This is a genomic window from Shewanella sp. cp20, assembly GCF_000832025.1.
Taxonomy (GTDB): domain Bacteria; phylum Pseudomonadota; class Gammaproteobacteria; order Enterobacterales; family Shewanellaceae; genus Shewanella.
The window spans coordinates 18,491-32,586 of the sequence record NZ_JPII01000010.1 but is presented as its reverse complement, the minus strand read 5'-3'; the positions used below and the strand labels follow the sequence as shown (position 1 = coordinate 32,586).

Sequence of the window (14,096 nt, the reverse complement as noted above, 5' to 3'; positions counted from 1 at the left end):
CTGCGTATTCTACGCAATCCCTTGTTCGCGTCAAGCAGTTTTTGCAAACTTTTTGAGGCTTCACTTTTCAGTGACTGACCACCCTATCGCCTTAGCTACCAAGTGTTTCGACGCTGCGTTATCTGCTTTGCCGTGTCAGTGGATGCGCATTATAGGCAGTTCTGATTTGGGCGCAAGTGGTTTTTTAAGAAAAATCAGACTTTTTTCGATCTTTTTAGATAGTCACATCATACACACCATTTACCCCCAAAGTTATCCACAAATGTCGCTATTTAGGCGCCATCTTCGCCTTAGAGGCAACGGATTTAGGGGTTCAAAAAAGCCATCCTTAGGATGGCTTCTTAATATGCATGGCTAAGTTCAGCTAACCACTTACTATATTATTAGCTTAACTTGCCGTGACACTGCTTATACTTGCGACCCGAACCACAAGGGCAAGGATCGTTACGGCCCACTTTCTCACCTTCACGCACTACAGGCTGAGTCACGGCCAAGGCTTGTGCCTCTTCTGCACCGACCAGAGCTTCAGCTTCTGCGTGCTGATAGTCGCGACGCATCTTGGCTTCTTCCTGGCGACGACGCTCTTCCATCTCTTCGACATCAGACTGAGCCTGAACCTGTACCTTAGAGAGAATACTAATCACGTCATGCTTCAAAGTTTCCAACATCTGCTGGAATAGCTCGAACGACTCACGCTTATATTCCTGCTTAGGATTCTTCTGCGCATAGCCACGTAGGTGAATGCCCTGACGCAGGTGATCCATTGCCGCCAGATGCTCTTTCCAGAGACCATCTAGCGTTTGCAGCATGACGGCTTTCTCGAACTGACGTAGCACCTGAGCGCCAACCATCTCTTCTTTTGCCTTATATGCCTTCACCCACATCTCGACGATACGCTCACGCAGCGTCTCTTCGTGTAGATCGTCTTCCTTATCCAACCACTCCTGGACAGGCATTCTTAGGGCGTACTCTTGCTCGAGACGCGTCTCGAGGCCGGCAACATCCCATAGCTCTTCGACAGACTGTGGTGGAATGTACTGATCGATGAGGCCGTTAACCACATCAGCCTGGATATTAACGATAGTGTCTTGAATGCTCTCGGCATCCATCAACTCGTTACGCTGGGCATAGACTACCTGACGCTGATCGTTTGCCACGTCATCGAATTCAAGCAGCTGCTTACGAATATCGAAGTTACGGGCCTCTACCTTACGCTGAGCATTCTCGATAGCACGTGATACCCAAGGGTGCTCGATAGCCTCGCCTTTCTCCATACCAAGCTTCTTCATCATAGATGAAACACGCTCAGAGGCGAAAATACGCATCAGGCTGTCTTCCATCGACAGATAGAAGCGTGATGAACCGGCATCACCCTGACGACCTGAACGGCCACGAAGCTGGTTATCGATACGACGCGACTCATGACGCTCGGTACCTAGGATATGCAGACCGCCCGCGGCAACCACTTCGTCGTGGCGCACTTGCCAATCGGCCTTAATCTTAGCCTTCTGTTCGGCAGTTGGATTGTCGAGCGCGTCGATCTCCATGTTCCAGTTACCACCTAACACGATATCGGTACCACGACCAGCCATGTTAGTTGCGATGGTTACTGCACCACTGCGGCCCGCCTGAGCAACGATCTCAGCTTCGCGCTCGTGGAACTTAGCATTAAGTACCTCGTGAGGGATCTTAGCCTTCTTCAGCAGGCTATGAAGCAGTTCAGACTGTTCGATAGATACAGTACCTACCAATACTGGTTGGCCACGGTCACGACAATCTATGATGTCTTTAATGATGGCATCGTATTTCTCTTCCGCCGTCAGATAAACAAGATCCGCGTGATCTTTACGCACCATGGGACGGTTAGTCGGGATCACCACGGTATCCAGACCATAGATGTGTTGGAATTCGAACGCTTCGGTATCGGCGGTACCCGTCATACCGGCCAGTTTCTCATACTGACGGAAGAAGTTCTGGAAGGTGATAGACGCCAGAGTCTGGTTTTCATTTTGAATATGAACCCCTTCTTTGGCTTCTACCGCCTGGTGCAGACCTTCTGACCAACGACGACCCGGCATAGTACGACCCGTGTGTTCATCGACGATGATCACTTCGTTGTCTTGAACTATGTAGTCAACATCTTTTTCAAATAGGGTATGAGCACGTAGCGCCGCGTTAACATGGTGCAGCAACGAGATGTTAGTTGCCGAATAGAGTGAGTCACCCTCGGCCAGCATACCGCGCTCTGTCAGCAGGACTTCAACCTTCTCCTGACCACGTTCGGTCATGTGGACCTGCTTGGCCTTCTCATCGATAGAGTAATCGCCATCACCAATCTCTTCCTCGGTATCTTCCTTCTCCTGACGGATAAGGTGAGGGATAAGAGTGTTGATCTTGATATACAGCTCAGAGCTGTCTTCGGCGGCGCCCGAGATGATCAGTGGCGTACGCGCCTCATCGATCAGAATCGAGTCGACCTCATCGATCAGTGCATAATGCAGCGGACGTTGCACGCGCTCGTTAGGTGAGAACGCCATGTTGTCACGCAGGTAATCGAAGCCAAACTCGTTGTTAGTACCATAGGTAATATCTGACGCGTAGGCCATCTTCTTCTCGGCCTGACCCATACCGGCGATATTCACGCCGACAGTCATGCCCAGAAACTCAAATAGGGGACGGTTGTTTTCCGCATCGCGACGGGCAAGGTAGTCGTTCACTGTGATCACGTGAACCCCTTTGCCGGTCAGGGCGTTCAAATAGGCGGGGAGTGTTGCGGTCAGCGTCTTACCTTCACCGGTACGCATCTCGGCGATGCGGTTACTGTCGAGCACCATGCCACCAAGCAGCTGCACGTCGAAGTGGCGCATTTCAAACACACGCTTAGAGGCTTCGCGTACCACGGCAAAGGCTTCTGGCATGACATCGTCCAGCGTCTGGCCCGATTCCAATCGCTCCTTAAACTCGGCCGTCTTGGCCTTGAGTTCCTCGTCGGATAACTTCTCAAAATCCGCTTCGAGGGCATTAATCTTTGTGACAATCTTACCGAGAGTTTTTAGGGTGCGATCGTTACGACTACCAAATATTTTTGTCAGTAATTTACCAAACATCTGAACCACTTTTATGTTGTTGGCTAAGTCCCTGTCGAGTCTAAAAGCCTATTTTAGTTTAACCTGCCTTGCGGTAGACATACTTCTTAGGATCTATCTGCTGTCCACCACGCAACACTTCATAATGCACATGGGGACCGGTCGAACGACCCGTACTCCCCATTTTGGCAATACTTTCGCCTTTTGCGACCACATCACCTACAGCTACTGACAAAGACTTATTGTGTCCATAGCGAGTTCGCAGACCATTACCATGATCTATCTCGACCAACTCACCATAACCAAACATATTGCCTGCCCATGTTACGACGCCGCCCGCGGTGGCGACAACATCGGCTCCCTCTTTGCCAGCAAAGTCTATGCCTTTATGCATGGTTCTGCGGCCGTTAAAGGGATCATTGCGTAAACCGTAGGGCGAAGATAACCAACCTTTCTGGATGGGACGCCCCGAGATATAACGTTCTTCATCTATATGGAGATTAGATGTCACCGTTTCAAGTAGTGATAATTGAACATTATTGTTATCTATTCGTGACACTAGCCTATCCATGTCCTGGATAAGCTGATCGAGTTCGATGTTACTGCCCAGTTCGCTCAGGCCGCCAACACCGACTTCAGAAGAGAAATCGAATTGATCTTCGAGTTTGTAATCTTTTGCAACTTGCTGACCCAGGGCCTCGAGACGAGCCACCTTAGCCTGCATCTTTGCCACATGGGTAACCAAGATCGCCAGTTGCGATTCGGTCGCGCCTTTGAGTTCGATAAGCTCGTTCTTCTGCTCTTCACGAGCGACACGTTCGTTATCGACGCTGGCCTGTTGTTGCTGAATTTGTTTGGCGTTATGCTGATATAAGCCAGTGCCTGCGGCGATAAGCAAAACCGGTAATAATAGCCAACGCTTACCCGGCTGCCAGCGCGTCGCACCATTCCGACCTTGAATAAAAACTGTTACACTCATAGCCTCATTAAGCCATTTTATTATGTTATGAAAAAGCCCCCGCAGGACCTCAGTCAATTACTGCTTCAGCAGGGTCAATTGCCCTCTATCGCCGAAAAAGCAGAACTACTGCTTCATCTGGATCATCATGTAAAACAGGTGATCACAGGTCCTGTCACGGAACAACTAAAAGTCGCCAACTTCCGTCAAGGTGTGCTCGTTATCGAAACCAGTACCGCCGCATGGGCTGCGAGAATAAACTTTCAAAAACCCAAGCTTTTGCAACAGTTACAAGCCGAAACGCTCCCCATGCTGTCCGCTATCGAGGTTAAAGTCAACCCAAGCCTGAAAATGTATGAGACAAAATCAAAGCAGGCTCACAACCAGATAAGCGAAACCGCTGCGGCGCATATCGACGCCTTGGCCGAGCATATAGAAGGTTCCCTAGGCCAAAAACTAAAACGGCTGGCTGCTTTAGCCAGCCGTTCAAGGCAATCCAAATAGGCGTTACGCCATTACCGCACCGGCTGGTACGGCGAAACTGACTGGTACCTCTTCTTCTTTCTCGAAGCTTACCAATTCCCAAGCATCTTGCTCGGCTAACAGGGCACGAACAAGCTGATTGTTCAGCGCATGCCCTGTCTTAAACGCACGGAATTCACCGACGATAGCGTGACCGGCGACATAGAGATCACCGAACGCATCGAGAATTTTGTGCTTAACAAACTCGTCCTCATAACGCAGACCATCGGGGTTGAGGACGCGATATTCATCAAGCACAACGGCGTTTTCCATGCTGCCACCTAACGCCAGGTTGTTGGCGCGCAGATATTCGATGTCGCGCATAAACCCGAAAGTTCTGGCACGGCTGATATCACGCACGAAGGCAGAAGAGGAAAAATCCATCACCATATGCTGCTGACTTCTGGCGATCTCAGGGTGGTTAAAATCGATCGCGAAATCGACTCTAAAGCCCTTGAATGGGCGCAGTTCGGCCCACTTATCACCGTCTTCAACACGCACGGGGCGCTTGATTCTTAGATATTTCTTTGCTGCGGTTTGCTCCTGAATGCCGACAGATTGCAGCAGGAAGACCCAAGGGCTGGCGCTGCCATCCATAATAGGGATCTCAGGGGCATCGACTTCGATTGTTGCGTTGTCTATGCCTAAACCTGCCAGTGCGGCAAATAGATGCTCAATGGTCGAGATACGAACACCTTCGTCATTCACAAGCGCCGTACACATGGTCGTCTCACGCACTTGATCCGCCTTGGCGGCAATGGCCACGCTTGGCGTCAAGTCGGTACGTACCAACACGATCCCTGTATTAACTGGCGCGGGTTTGATCGTCAAAGTCACCTTGTTACCGGAATGCAATCCGACACCGGTGGTCTTAACCATTTCTTTAACAGTTCTTTGAAAAATCATTTAGTTACCCGTTATATCACAACAAAAAAGCGTTTATTTCTGCACAGCAAAGCGGCGCACAAGGGCGCAGCAGGTCGGACATGCTAGCATATCTTTGCCAATTCACCAAAATTTTACCGACGAAAATCGTCGTACCACATCCTGGTATATGGCGCTGACTAGCACGCTCCTTCCCGAAGACTAGTCAGCTTGCTTACGCAAAAATGCCGGTATATCTAAGTAATCAAGGTCACTCTTAGGCGCGGCAGCCGCAGCAGGTTGTGCCACTTGCACAACATTACCCGCTCCCATTGCCTGTGGGACAGCTTCTTCCACTGGAAGTTCAATCTTGACCTCAGGTGCTGGCGCTGGCTCAGGGCGTGGCGCAGGCTTAGAAACCAATTGAATATCAGGCTTCTTCTCGGCGCCGATACCGGTTGCCACAACCGTTACACGCAGCTCATCGCTCATCTCTGGGTCGATAACCGCACCCACAACCACAGTCGCATTGTCTGACGCATAAGCCTTAACATGGTTACCCACTGTCTCGAACTCTTCGATGCTCATGTCCATACCGGCAGTAATGTTCACCAATACGCCACGGGCACCAGCCAGGTCGATATCTTCCAGCAGCGGACTGGCCACGGCAGCTTCGGCGGCTTCTTCGGCGCGATCTTCACCGCTCGCCACACCTGTACCCATCATGGCATTGCCCATCTCAGACATCACAGTCTTAACGTCGGCAAAGTCGACGTTAATCAGACCCGGACGGGTGATCAGCTCGGCGATACCTTGTACCGCACCAAGCAACACGTTGTTCGCCGCTGCGAAGGCGTCGAGCAATGAGGTGCCACGGCCCAGGACCTTAAGCAGCTTCTCGTTTGGAATGGTGATCAGCGAGTCCACATGCTTGGCCAGCATCTCGATGCCCTGGTCGGCATAAGACATACGCTTCTTGCCTTCGAATGGGAAAGGCTTAGTCACCACGGCAACGGTGAGGATCCCCTCTTCACGGGCGATCTCGGCCACGACAGGTGCGGCACCTGTACCCGTACCACCACCCATACCGGCGGCGATAAAGATCATGTCCGAACCCTTAATCGCGCTGCGGATGTTCTCTCTGTCTTCTTCGGCCGCCAGGCGACCTATCTCTGGGTTGGCGCCTGCGCCAAGACCCTTGGTGACATCACGCCCCAACTGAATGGTGGTGCCCGCCGCCGATTTACGTAGCGCCTGGGCATCGGTATTGGTTGCAACGAACTCAACACCCTCGATATTGTGTTTCACCATATGCTCGACGGCGTTACCACCACCGCCACCGACGCCGATGACCTTGATCACCGCCTCATCGGAATGACTATCCATGATCTCAAACATGGTCTTTTCTCCGTTTTAGTCTGCGTTATTAACCTTAAAACTCACCCTTAAACCAGCTCTGGACCCGATTCCAAAGGCTGGTCACCCCTTGGCGCTCTGGGCGCTCGAACTGTCGCTCGAGCACTCGTCTTGCACCATAATGTAACAACCCAACACCCGTGGAGTAGATGGGTTGGTTCACATATTCAAATAATCCTTTCACCGGCAGTGGTTCGGCGACTCTGACAGGCATGCCAAAGGTCGCCTCGGCGACGTCTACCGCCCCCTCGATAGAGGCGGTGCCACCTGTCAACACGATACCGGCGGCGACCTGATCTTCCAGGCCGCAGTCTCGCAACTCTTTACGCACCAGCTCAAACAGCTCTTGGTACCTAGGCTCAACCACCTCGGCCAAGGTATGGCGCGACATGGTGCGCGATGGGCGTCCGCCCACCGATGGCACTTCGATGCTGTCTTCGCGGCTCACCATGGCGCTTCTGGCGCTGGCGTATTGCACCTTGATCTGCTCGGCGTGTGACAACGGCGTGCGGAAGATCTTGGCGATATCGCTGGTTACCTGATTCCCCGCCACAGGCACCACGGCGCAGTGACGCAGGGCACCATTGGTGTAAATGGTGATATCTGTGGTGCCACCGCCCATATCTACCAGACAGACACCCAGATCTTTCTCATCATCGGTGAGCACGGCATCTGCCGAGGCGATCGCCGAAAACACCAGGTCATCAACCTTCAGGCCACAACGCTCGACGCTCTTGGTAATGTTCTTGGCCATGTCGTTGGCGCAGGTAACGATATGCACCTTGGCTTCCATACGCATACCCGACATACCTATAGGGCTGCGGATACCGTCCTGAACATCGATGGCGTACTCTTGTGGCAAGACGTGCAGAATACGGCGCTCCGTCGGGATCTTCACCGAGCGGGCGGTATGGATAACGTTGTCCACGTCTTCCTGAGTCACCTCTTCGTCATTAATCGACACCATGCCGTTTTCGTTCTGACACTGGATATGCTTACCCGAGATCCCCAGGTAGACCGAAGCCACCTGACAGTCGGCCATCAACTCGGCCTGATCCAGTGCACGTTGCACACTACGCACGATAGAGTCGAGATCGTTCACCCCGCCCTTATCCATGCCGCGAGAGGGGTGACTGCCGAGGCCGACCACACTGATCTCGCCATCGGGTAATACCTCACCGATGATCACAGCAACTTTGGACGTTCCTATGTCTAATCCAACGATCAGATTTCTATCTTGATTCTTGGTCATTAATTAACGGCTCTCATCTTGTGCTTCATCCCAACCTACGGCCAATCCGGTATCGTAGCGCAAATCGACTCGGGCAACGGGCTTATCCTGTTTCACCAATGTGGGATACACATGGATAAAGCGCTGCACCCTTGCCATCTTATCTTCCCTTCCCAGCTTCAACTCTATGCCGTTGGCCAGCACGGCTAGCCAGGCATGTCTGGGGCTTAACTCTAAACGGGCCAAATCGAACCCGTTGATCTTCAATAATTCACTCACCTGGCGATAGTTAGTCAACACTGACTTCGCCTGGTCTTCCGGGCCGACCAGATTGGGTAACTGGCCTATACCCTCACGCAGCGGCGCCTTAAACACCTGCCCCTGCTCGTTGAGCCAATCTGTCTCGTTCCATTGGGCGACCGGCGTCTGCTCCACCAGATACACCTTCAACTTTGCAGGCCACTCGCGCCGTACCGAGGCGTGGTAGACCCAGGGCAGATTCTCCAGCGCCTGCTGCACCTGGTTCACATCCGCCGAGAAGAAGCTTCTCTGCATCAGATCCTGCAGCGCACTGCGTATCTCGGCATCGCTGGTAAACTGCCTGTCACCCTTTATCGCCACCGCCTCGATAGGCAGGGCATCGGCATCGTTCAACACCAGGTGTAGCTTCCAGCCTCCCATCGACAAGCCACACAGCACCAGGAAAAGAAAAATCAAGCCGAAACACAGGTACCAATCGACCTGTCCCAACCTACTTTTCCAACGGCTACCTAGCTCTCTTAAGGACACTGCTTATCGCCCTAACGCATCATTTAATGTATAAAAATCAATCAATTTACTACCAGAGGGCAGTCGTAAGGAACCGGCCATTATAACTACCTCACCTCTAGCGTCAAAAGCTTCATCGAGGCCAGGGCAAGATGCCCTCAACCTCATTGGTTTTCCGACTCAAACTGCAACCCGGCATCGGCCAGTTGACGACTCACAGCGCCGATATTGCCGGCCCCTTGAGTCAGCAGCAGATCGCCCTCTTGCAACACACCAGGCAGAATGGTCTGCAGCTGCTCAGGTTCGGCCACGAAGATAGGATCTATCTGGCCACGCTGACGAATCGAGCGGCACAGGGCACGACTATCCGCCCCCGGCACAGGCGCCTCTCCGGCACTATAGACATCGAGTAACAGCAGGCAATCTACCTGGGCCAACACCTCGACAAAATCATCATAGAGATCTCGGGTGCGGCTATATCTGTGGGGCTGATAGATCATCACCAGACGTTTGTCTGGCCAGCCGGAACGTGCCGCCTTAATGGTTGCCGCCACCTCGCTGGGGTGATGACCATAGTCATCGACCAGCATCACCTCGCCCGCGGCCGTAGTAAATTCACCCAGCTGCTGGAAACGACGACCTATACCCTGAAACTCATCCAGGGCACGGATGATCGCCTCATCTTCAACCTCATCTTCTGTCGCCACGGCAATCGCGGCCAGGGCGTTGAGCACATTGTGACGACCGGGCAGGTTAACCCGCAGTTCCAGATCCGTCATGCCTTCACGGCGCACGGTAAAGCGTGAACTGTAGCCCTGCTGCTCGAAGTTAAGCGCCTGCACATCGGCATCATCGCTGAAACCATAGGTCACTACCTTACGGCCGATGCGTGGCAATATCTCTCTCACCACAGGATCATCGATGCAGGCCACGGCCACCCCATAGAAGGGCAGGTTATGCAGAAAATCGACAAAGGTGGATTTCAGCTTCTCGAAATCCCCCTCATAGGTATCCATGTGGTCGGCTTCTATGTTGGTCACCACACTCACCATGGGCTGCAGATGCAGGAAGCTGGCATCGCTCTCGTCCGCCTCGGCGATCAGGTAGCGGCTCTTACCCAGACGGGCATTGGTACCGGCACTGTTAAGCAGGCCGCCGATCACGAAGGTAGGATCCCGCTCGGCCTGACCATAGACGCTGGCGATAAGGCTGGTCGTGGTCGTCTTGCCGTGAGTACCGGCCACCGCCACACCATGGCGATAACGCATCAGCTCGGCCAACATCTCTGCCCGGCGCACGATAGGGATGCGTCGCTCCTGGGCCGCTAAAATCTCTGGGTTACTGGCATCGATAGCCGTGGAAACCACCACCACATCGGCACCCTCAACCTGATCGGCATGGTGACCGATGAAGATCGCCGCACCGAGTCGTTTAAGACGCGCCGTCACGGCGTTCTCGGCGATATCGGAACCACTAAGACGATAACCTTCGTTTACCAATACCTCGGCAATACCGCCCATACCCGCGCCGCCGATCCCCACAAAGTGGATCCGCTTGACGCGACGCATCTCTGGAATGATGGTTCTTAATTGGGCGTACTTCTCTTCGGTTTTAATCATCTTTTTCCTTACTTGCCAGCGTAATACACACATCGGCGACCCGCTCTGTGGCATCTAACACAGCAACACTCTTGGCCAGCTGCCCCATCTCGATGAGGGCCTTACGGTCTGACGCCAAGATCTGCAACTTGCTGATCAATTTTTCACGATCTAATACTGTCTGTGGCAGCAAAAATGCGCCGCCCGCTTCCACCAAGACCTGGGCATTCTTGGTCTGGTGATCATCCACCGCATGGGGATAAGGCACCAGCAGACTCGGTAAGCCTACCGCCGCCACCTCTGACACTGTCAGGGCGCCAGCCCGGCACAGAATCACGTCGGCCCAGCGATAGGCCGCTTCCATATCATCGATAAACTCGGCCACCTTGACGCTGCCGGACTGTCCCAGCTGAAGATATTCCGCCTCGACCTGCGCCTGATTGCCCTTACCCACCTGGTGCCATACTGTGATCGAATGATGCTGCGCCACCGCAGCCGTCACGCTTGGCATCAGGTCATTAAATACCTTGGCGCCCAAGCTGCCGCCGACCACCAAGACCCGCAGCGCATCGTCTTGGACACTTGTCTGCTCGCTACGCCCCAGGGCAATCAGCTCGCTGCGGATTGGGTTACCCACCACCTCGGCACTGCCCTCGAAGGTGTTCTCGAAGGCGCACAGCACACGGCTGGCGATACGCGACAACAGCTTGTTGGTCATGCCTGGGATGGCGTTTTGCTCATGGAGCACCAAGGGAATACCGCTTAGCTTGGCGGCAACCCCACCCGGGCCACTGGCAAAACCGCCCATGCCCAGCACCACATCGGGCTTGAACTCTTTTATCACCTCACGCGCCTGCATGATGGAACGCAAGATCTTAAAGGGCGCCGCGAGCTTACGGATAAGGCCGTTGCCACGCACCCCCTTGATATCTATGAAATCGATATCGAAACCATGTTGAGGCACCAGACGCGCCTCCATACGATCGGCGGTGCCCAGCCAGCGTACCTGCCAGCCCTGTTTGGCTAACGCTTTGGCCACGGCTAGCGCCGGGAACACGTGTCCGCCCGTGCCACCTGCCATGATCAAAATACGTTTCTCTAGCGCCATCTACTTCACCTTGCCTTGTACCGCCTGAATCAGGCTTAATCTTCTCTCATGATCGATACGGATCAATATCATTGCCGCCGCCGTCATCACCCACAGGCTACTGCCACCGTAGCTGATAAAGGGCAGGGTCAAACCTTTAGTCGGCAACATGCCTATGCTGGCGCCCACGTTGACCACGGTCTGGAAACAGATCCAGATGCCGATGGCATAGGCCAGATAGCCCTCGAATGCCCTGTCACCGAGCAGACACAAGTTGCCCAGCTTAATCGCCCTCAGGGCGACAAACAGCAAAACCGACAACACGGCAATAATGCCGAGAAAGCCAAGCTCTTCACCGATCACGGCGAAGATAAAATCTGTGTGGGCCTCGGGCAGGTATTCCAGTTTCTGAATACTGTTGCCCAAGCCCTGCCCTAACCAGTCGCCGCGGCCATAGGCCATCAGCGATTGGGTAAGCTGATAACCGCTACCGAAGGGATCCTGCCAGGGATCCAGAAACGAGGTCACCCGTCGCATACGGTAAGGCTCCAGCAATACCAGGCCGACGAAGGCCATCGCCCCGGTCAAGATCAGCGCGAAGAAGTCGAGCAATCTTGCACCGGCTAAAAACAAAAGGCCCACAGTGCCGACAAACAGCACCACCACAGTGCCGAGATCCGGCTGCAGCAGGATCAGGAAGGCATACACGGCAAACACGGCAATCGGCTTATAGAAACCCTTGGCGTTTTCCCGCACCTCCTGATGACGACGCACCAGATAGCCAGCCATATACACGGCAAAGACAAATTTGGCCAACTCGGCGACCTGAATACGAATAGGACCAACCGACAACCAGCGGGTCGCGCCGTTTACCGTGGTCCCGACGATCGGCACCGCCACCAACATGATACCAACAACCAGCAGCATGATTGGGCTCAGCTGCTGCCAGCTATGCATCTCTATCTGTAACACCACGGCGGCAATCAGGGCACAGCCCACCAGGTAGGCCACATGGCGCCACACGAAGTGGTAAGGATTCCCCGTCAGACTCGTGGCCTCTGGCATAGAGGCCGACATCACCATGATGAAGCCGAAACTGATCAGAGAGATGACCGCAAACAGCAGGGCTCTATCATAGAGCTGCATGCCCGGCGCCTCGCGTTGACTAAACAGGTTCGGCAGCGACCAGCTAAGGGAGCTACCAAACAGGCTTAGTTGACGCTCGTCGCTACGCATGCATCACCTCTTGGGCCAACGCGGCCACCTGGGCGCGAAAATCATCGCCCCTGGCCATGAAGTTGGCGTACATATCCAAACTGGCGCAGGCCGGTGACAGCAACACGAGGTCGCCAGGCTTGGCCAAGCTGGCCGCCTGAGTCACCGCCTCTTGCATCGACTCCACGCGAATGGCGCCATCAAACTGCTCGGCAATCCTGTCGCCGTCCTTGCCCAGGGTGATCACCTGAGCCACATCCAGCAGCACGCTGCGCAGCACCGAGAAGTCGGCGCCCTTACCGTCACCGCCGGCGATTAAAATAATCTGCCCCTGATGCTCACTCAGCCCCTGCAGGGCCGCTATAGTCGCACCCACATTGGTCGCCTTGGAGTCGTTCACATAACTCACGCCCAGGTGTTTGCCCACCAGTTCGCAGCGATGTGCCAGTCCCTTAAACTGTTTTGCCACCTCGACCATGGCTGCCTTCTCCACGCCGGCGCTATCGGCCAACGCCATGGCAACCAGCAAGTTGGCCTGATTGTGACTACCGACCAGCGCGACCTGATCGGCGGCGACATATTCGGTGGAGCCATGCACTAAGATGCCATGGTTAACCCCCCACTCGTCGCCCTCGGGCAGAGAGAGGCCGAAACTGTTCTGGTTCATCGGCTCGTTGGGGCGGGTCAGCAGATCGTCGCGATTGAAGATAGCCAGCTTGGTCTGGTCATACAGACGCAGCTTGGCCTGACGATAGCTCTCGAGATCCGAATACCTGTCCATATGATCTTCGCTGATATTCAGACAGGTGGCGCTGATGCAGTTGAGGCTAGCCGTGGTCTCAAGCTGAAAACTCGACAGCTCAAGCACGAACAGCTCATTATCGCCCTCGAGCAGATCCAGCACAGGCACACCGATGTTGCCGCCCACGGCCACCTTGATGCCCGCCTTAGCCGCCATCTCGCCCACGAGTGTGGTCACGGTCGACTTGCCGTTAGAGCCGGTAATGCCTATGACGCAGGGCTCACGGCCCTGCAAGGCTCTGGCAAATAACTCGACGTCGCCGACGATATCTATCCCCATGTCCACTGCCGCGCGCACCTCGGCGGTATCCAGCGGAATGCCAGGGCTAACGACTATCTGACTGGCCTGCACTAGGTAGCGACAATCGAAGCCGCCGGTGAGCAATAGCACCTCGGGAAACTCCTGGCTCAGGGTCTCACGACCCGGCGGATTCTCACGACTGTCCATCACCAATGGCGTGATGCCCTGCTTAATTAAATAACGCACCACCGAGAGCCCTGTGGCTCCCAATCCTAAAACGATGTGCTTGTACTGACTCGCCATGGCGTC

11 protein-coding genes are annotated in these 14,096 nt (G+C 54.1%); 1 reads left to right on the top strand and 10 read right to left on the bottom strand.

Going from position 1 to position 14,096, the window contains the following annotated elements; all coding sequences use genetic code 11:
- Positions 1–383: 383 nt before the first annotated feature.
- Both secA and DB48_RS03820 read right to left on the bottom strand, forming a co-directional pair.
- Positions 384–3,107 carry a preprotein translocase subunit SecA gene (secA, locus tag DB48_RS03825; RefSeq protein ID WP_041509015.1) on the bottom strand — a complete coding sequence of 908 codons (2,724 nt, stop codon included), beginning with the start codon at positions 3,105–3,107 and terminating at the stop codon, positions 384–386.
- A gap of 58 nt (positions 3,108–3,165) precedes the next feature.
- Positions 3,166–4,065: a M23 family metallopeptidase gene (locus DB48_RS03820; RefSeq protein ID WP_041509014.1), complete on the bottom strand. Its 900-nt coding sequence runs from the start codon at positions 4,063–4,065 to the stop codon at positions 3,166–3,168.
- A gap of 27 nt (positions 4,066–4,092) precedes the next feature.
- Between DB48_RS03820 and DB48_RS03815 the strand changes: the two genes are divergently transcribed.
- Positions 4,093–4,548, top strand: coding sequence for a DUF721 domain-containing protein (locus DB48_RS03815; protein ID WP_041509013.1), 456 nt, complete (start codon positions 4,093–4,095; stop codon positions 4,546–4,548).
- Positions 4,549–4,551: 3 nt separating this feature from the next.
- On the opposite strand, the gene lpxC is transcribed toward DB48_RS03815, so the two are convergent.
- From lpxC to murD, 8 genes are all read right to left on the bottom strand, one after another.
- Entirely contained in the window at positions 4,552–5,472 is a 921-nt protein-coding gene (gene lpxC, locus DB48_RS03810; protein WP_041509012.1) for a UDP-3-O-acyl-N-acetylglucosamine deacetylase, read from the bottom strand.
- A 180-nt stretch (positions 5,473–5,652) separates the two neighbouring features.
- A complete protein-coding gene (gene ftsZ, locus DB48_RS03805; RefSeq protein WP_041509011.1) occupies positions 5,653–6,828 on the bottom strand; it encodes a cell division protein FtsZ in 1,176 nt (391 codons plus the stop codon).
- A 34-nt stretch (positions 6,829–6,862) separates the two neighbouring features.
- Positions 6,863–8,098, bottom strand: coding sequence for a cell division protein FtsA (ftsA, locus tag DB48_RS03800; RefSeq protein WP_011867246.1), 1,236 nt, complete (start codon positions 8,096–8,098; stop codon positions 6,863–6,865).
- A gap of 3 nt (positions 8,099–8,101) precedes the next feature.
- Positions 8,102–8,866, bottom strand: coding sequence for a cell division protein FtsQ/DivIB (locus DB48_RS03795; RefSeq protein WP_052813648.1), 765 nt, complete (start codon positions 8,864–8,866; stop codon positions 8,102–8,104).
- A gap of 143 nt (positions 8,867–9,009) precedes the next feature.
- Positions 9,010–10,464: a UDP-N-acetylmuramate--L-alanine ligase gene (gene murC, locus DB48_RS03790; protein WP_041509009.1), complete on the bottom strand. Its 1,455-nt coding sequence runs from the start codon at positions 10,462–10,464 to the stop codon at positions 9,010–9,012.
- Entirely contained in the window at positions 10,457–11,551 is a 1,095-nt protein-coding gene (gene murG, locus DB48_RS03785; protein ID WP_041509008.1) for an undecaprenyldiphospho-muramoylpentapeptide beta-N-acetylglucosaminyltransferase, read from the bottom strand. Before murG ends, murC begins: the two co-directional genes overlap by 8 nt.
- Positions 11,552–12,766, bottom strand: a complete 1,215-nt coding sequence (gene ftsW / locus DB48_RS03780) for a cell division protein FtsW (protein ID WP_041509007.1) — start codon at positions 12,764–12,766, stop codon at positions 11,552–11,554. It abuts the gene before it with no gap.
- Positions 12,759–14,090 (bottom strand): UDP-N-acetylmuramoyl-L-alanine--D-glutamate ligase, encoded by a 1,332-nt coding sequence (murD, locus tag DB48_RS03775; RefSeq protein WP_041509006.1) that lies wholly within the window; start codon positions 14,088–14,090, stop codon positions 12,759–12,761. The genes ftsW and murD overlap by 8 nt, the downstream gene beginning before the upstream one ends.
- Positions 14,091–14,096 lie beyond the last annotated feature (6 nt).

Coding starts and splice junctions, on each gene's coding strand:
- secA (WP_041509015.1), bottom strand. CDS start 3,107: ATGTTTGGTAAATTACTGACAAAAATATTTGGTAGTCGTAACGATCGC.
- DB48_RS03820 (WP_041509014.1), bottom strand. CDS start 4,065: ATGAGTGTAACAGTTTTTATTCAAGGTCGGAATGGTGCGACGCGCTGG.
- DB48_RS03815 (WP_041509013.1), top strand. CDS start 4,093: ATGAAAAAGCCCCCGCAGGACCTCAGTCAATTACTGCTTCAGCAGGGT.
- lpxC (WP_041509012.1), bottom strand. CDS start 5,472: ATGATTTTTCAAAGAACTGTTAAAGAAATGGTTAAGACCACCGGTGTC.
- ftsZ (WP_041509011.1), bottom strand. CDS start 6,828: ATGTTTGAGATCATGGATAGTCATTCCGATGAGGCGGTGATCAAGGTC.
- ftsA (WP_011867246.1), bottom strand. CDS start 8,098: ATGACCAAGAATCAAGATAGAAATCTGATCGTTGGATTAGACATAGGA.
- murC (WP_041509009.1), bottom strand. CDS start 10,464: ATGATTAAAACCGAAGAGAAGTACGCCCAATTAAGAACCATCATTCCA.
- murG (WP_041509008.1), bottom strand. CDS start 11,551: ATGGCGCTAGAGAAACGTATTTTGATCATGGCAGGTGGCACGGGCGGA.
- ftsW (WP_041509007.1), bottom strand. CDS start 12,766: ATGCGTAGCGACGAGCGTCAACTAAGCCTGTTTGGTAGCTCCCTTAGC.
- murD (WP_041509006.1), bottom strand. CDS start 14,090: ATGGCGAGTCAGTACAAGCACATCGTTTTAGGATTGGGAGCCACAGGG.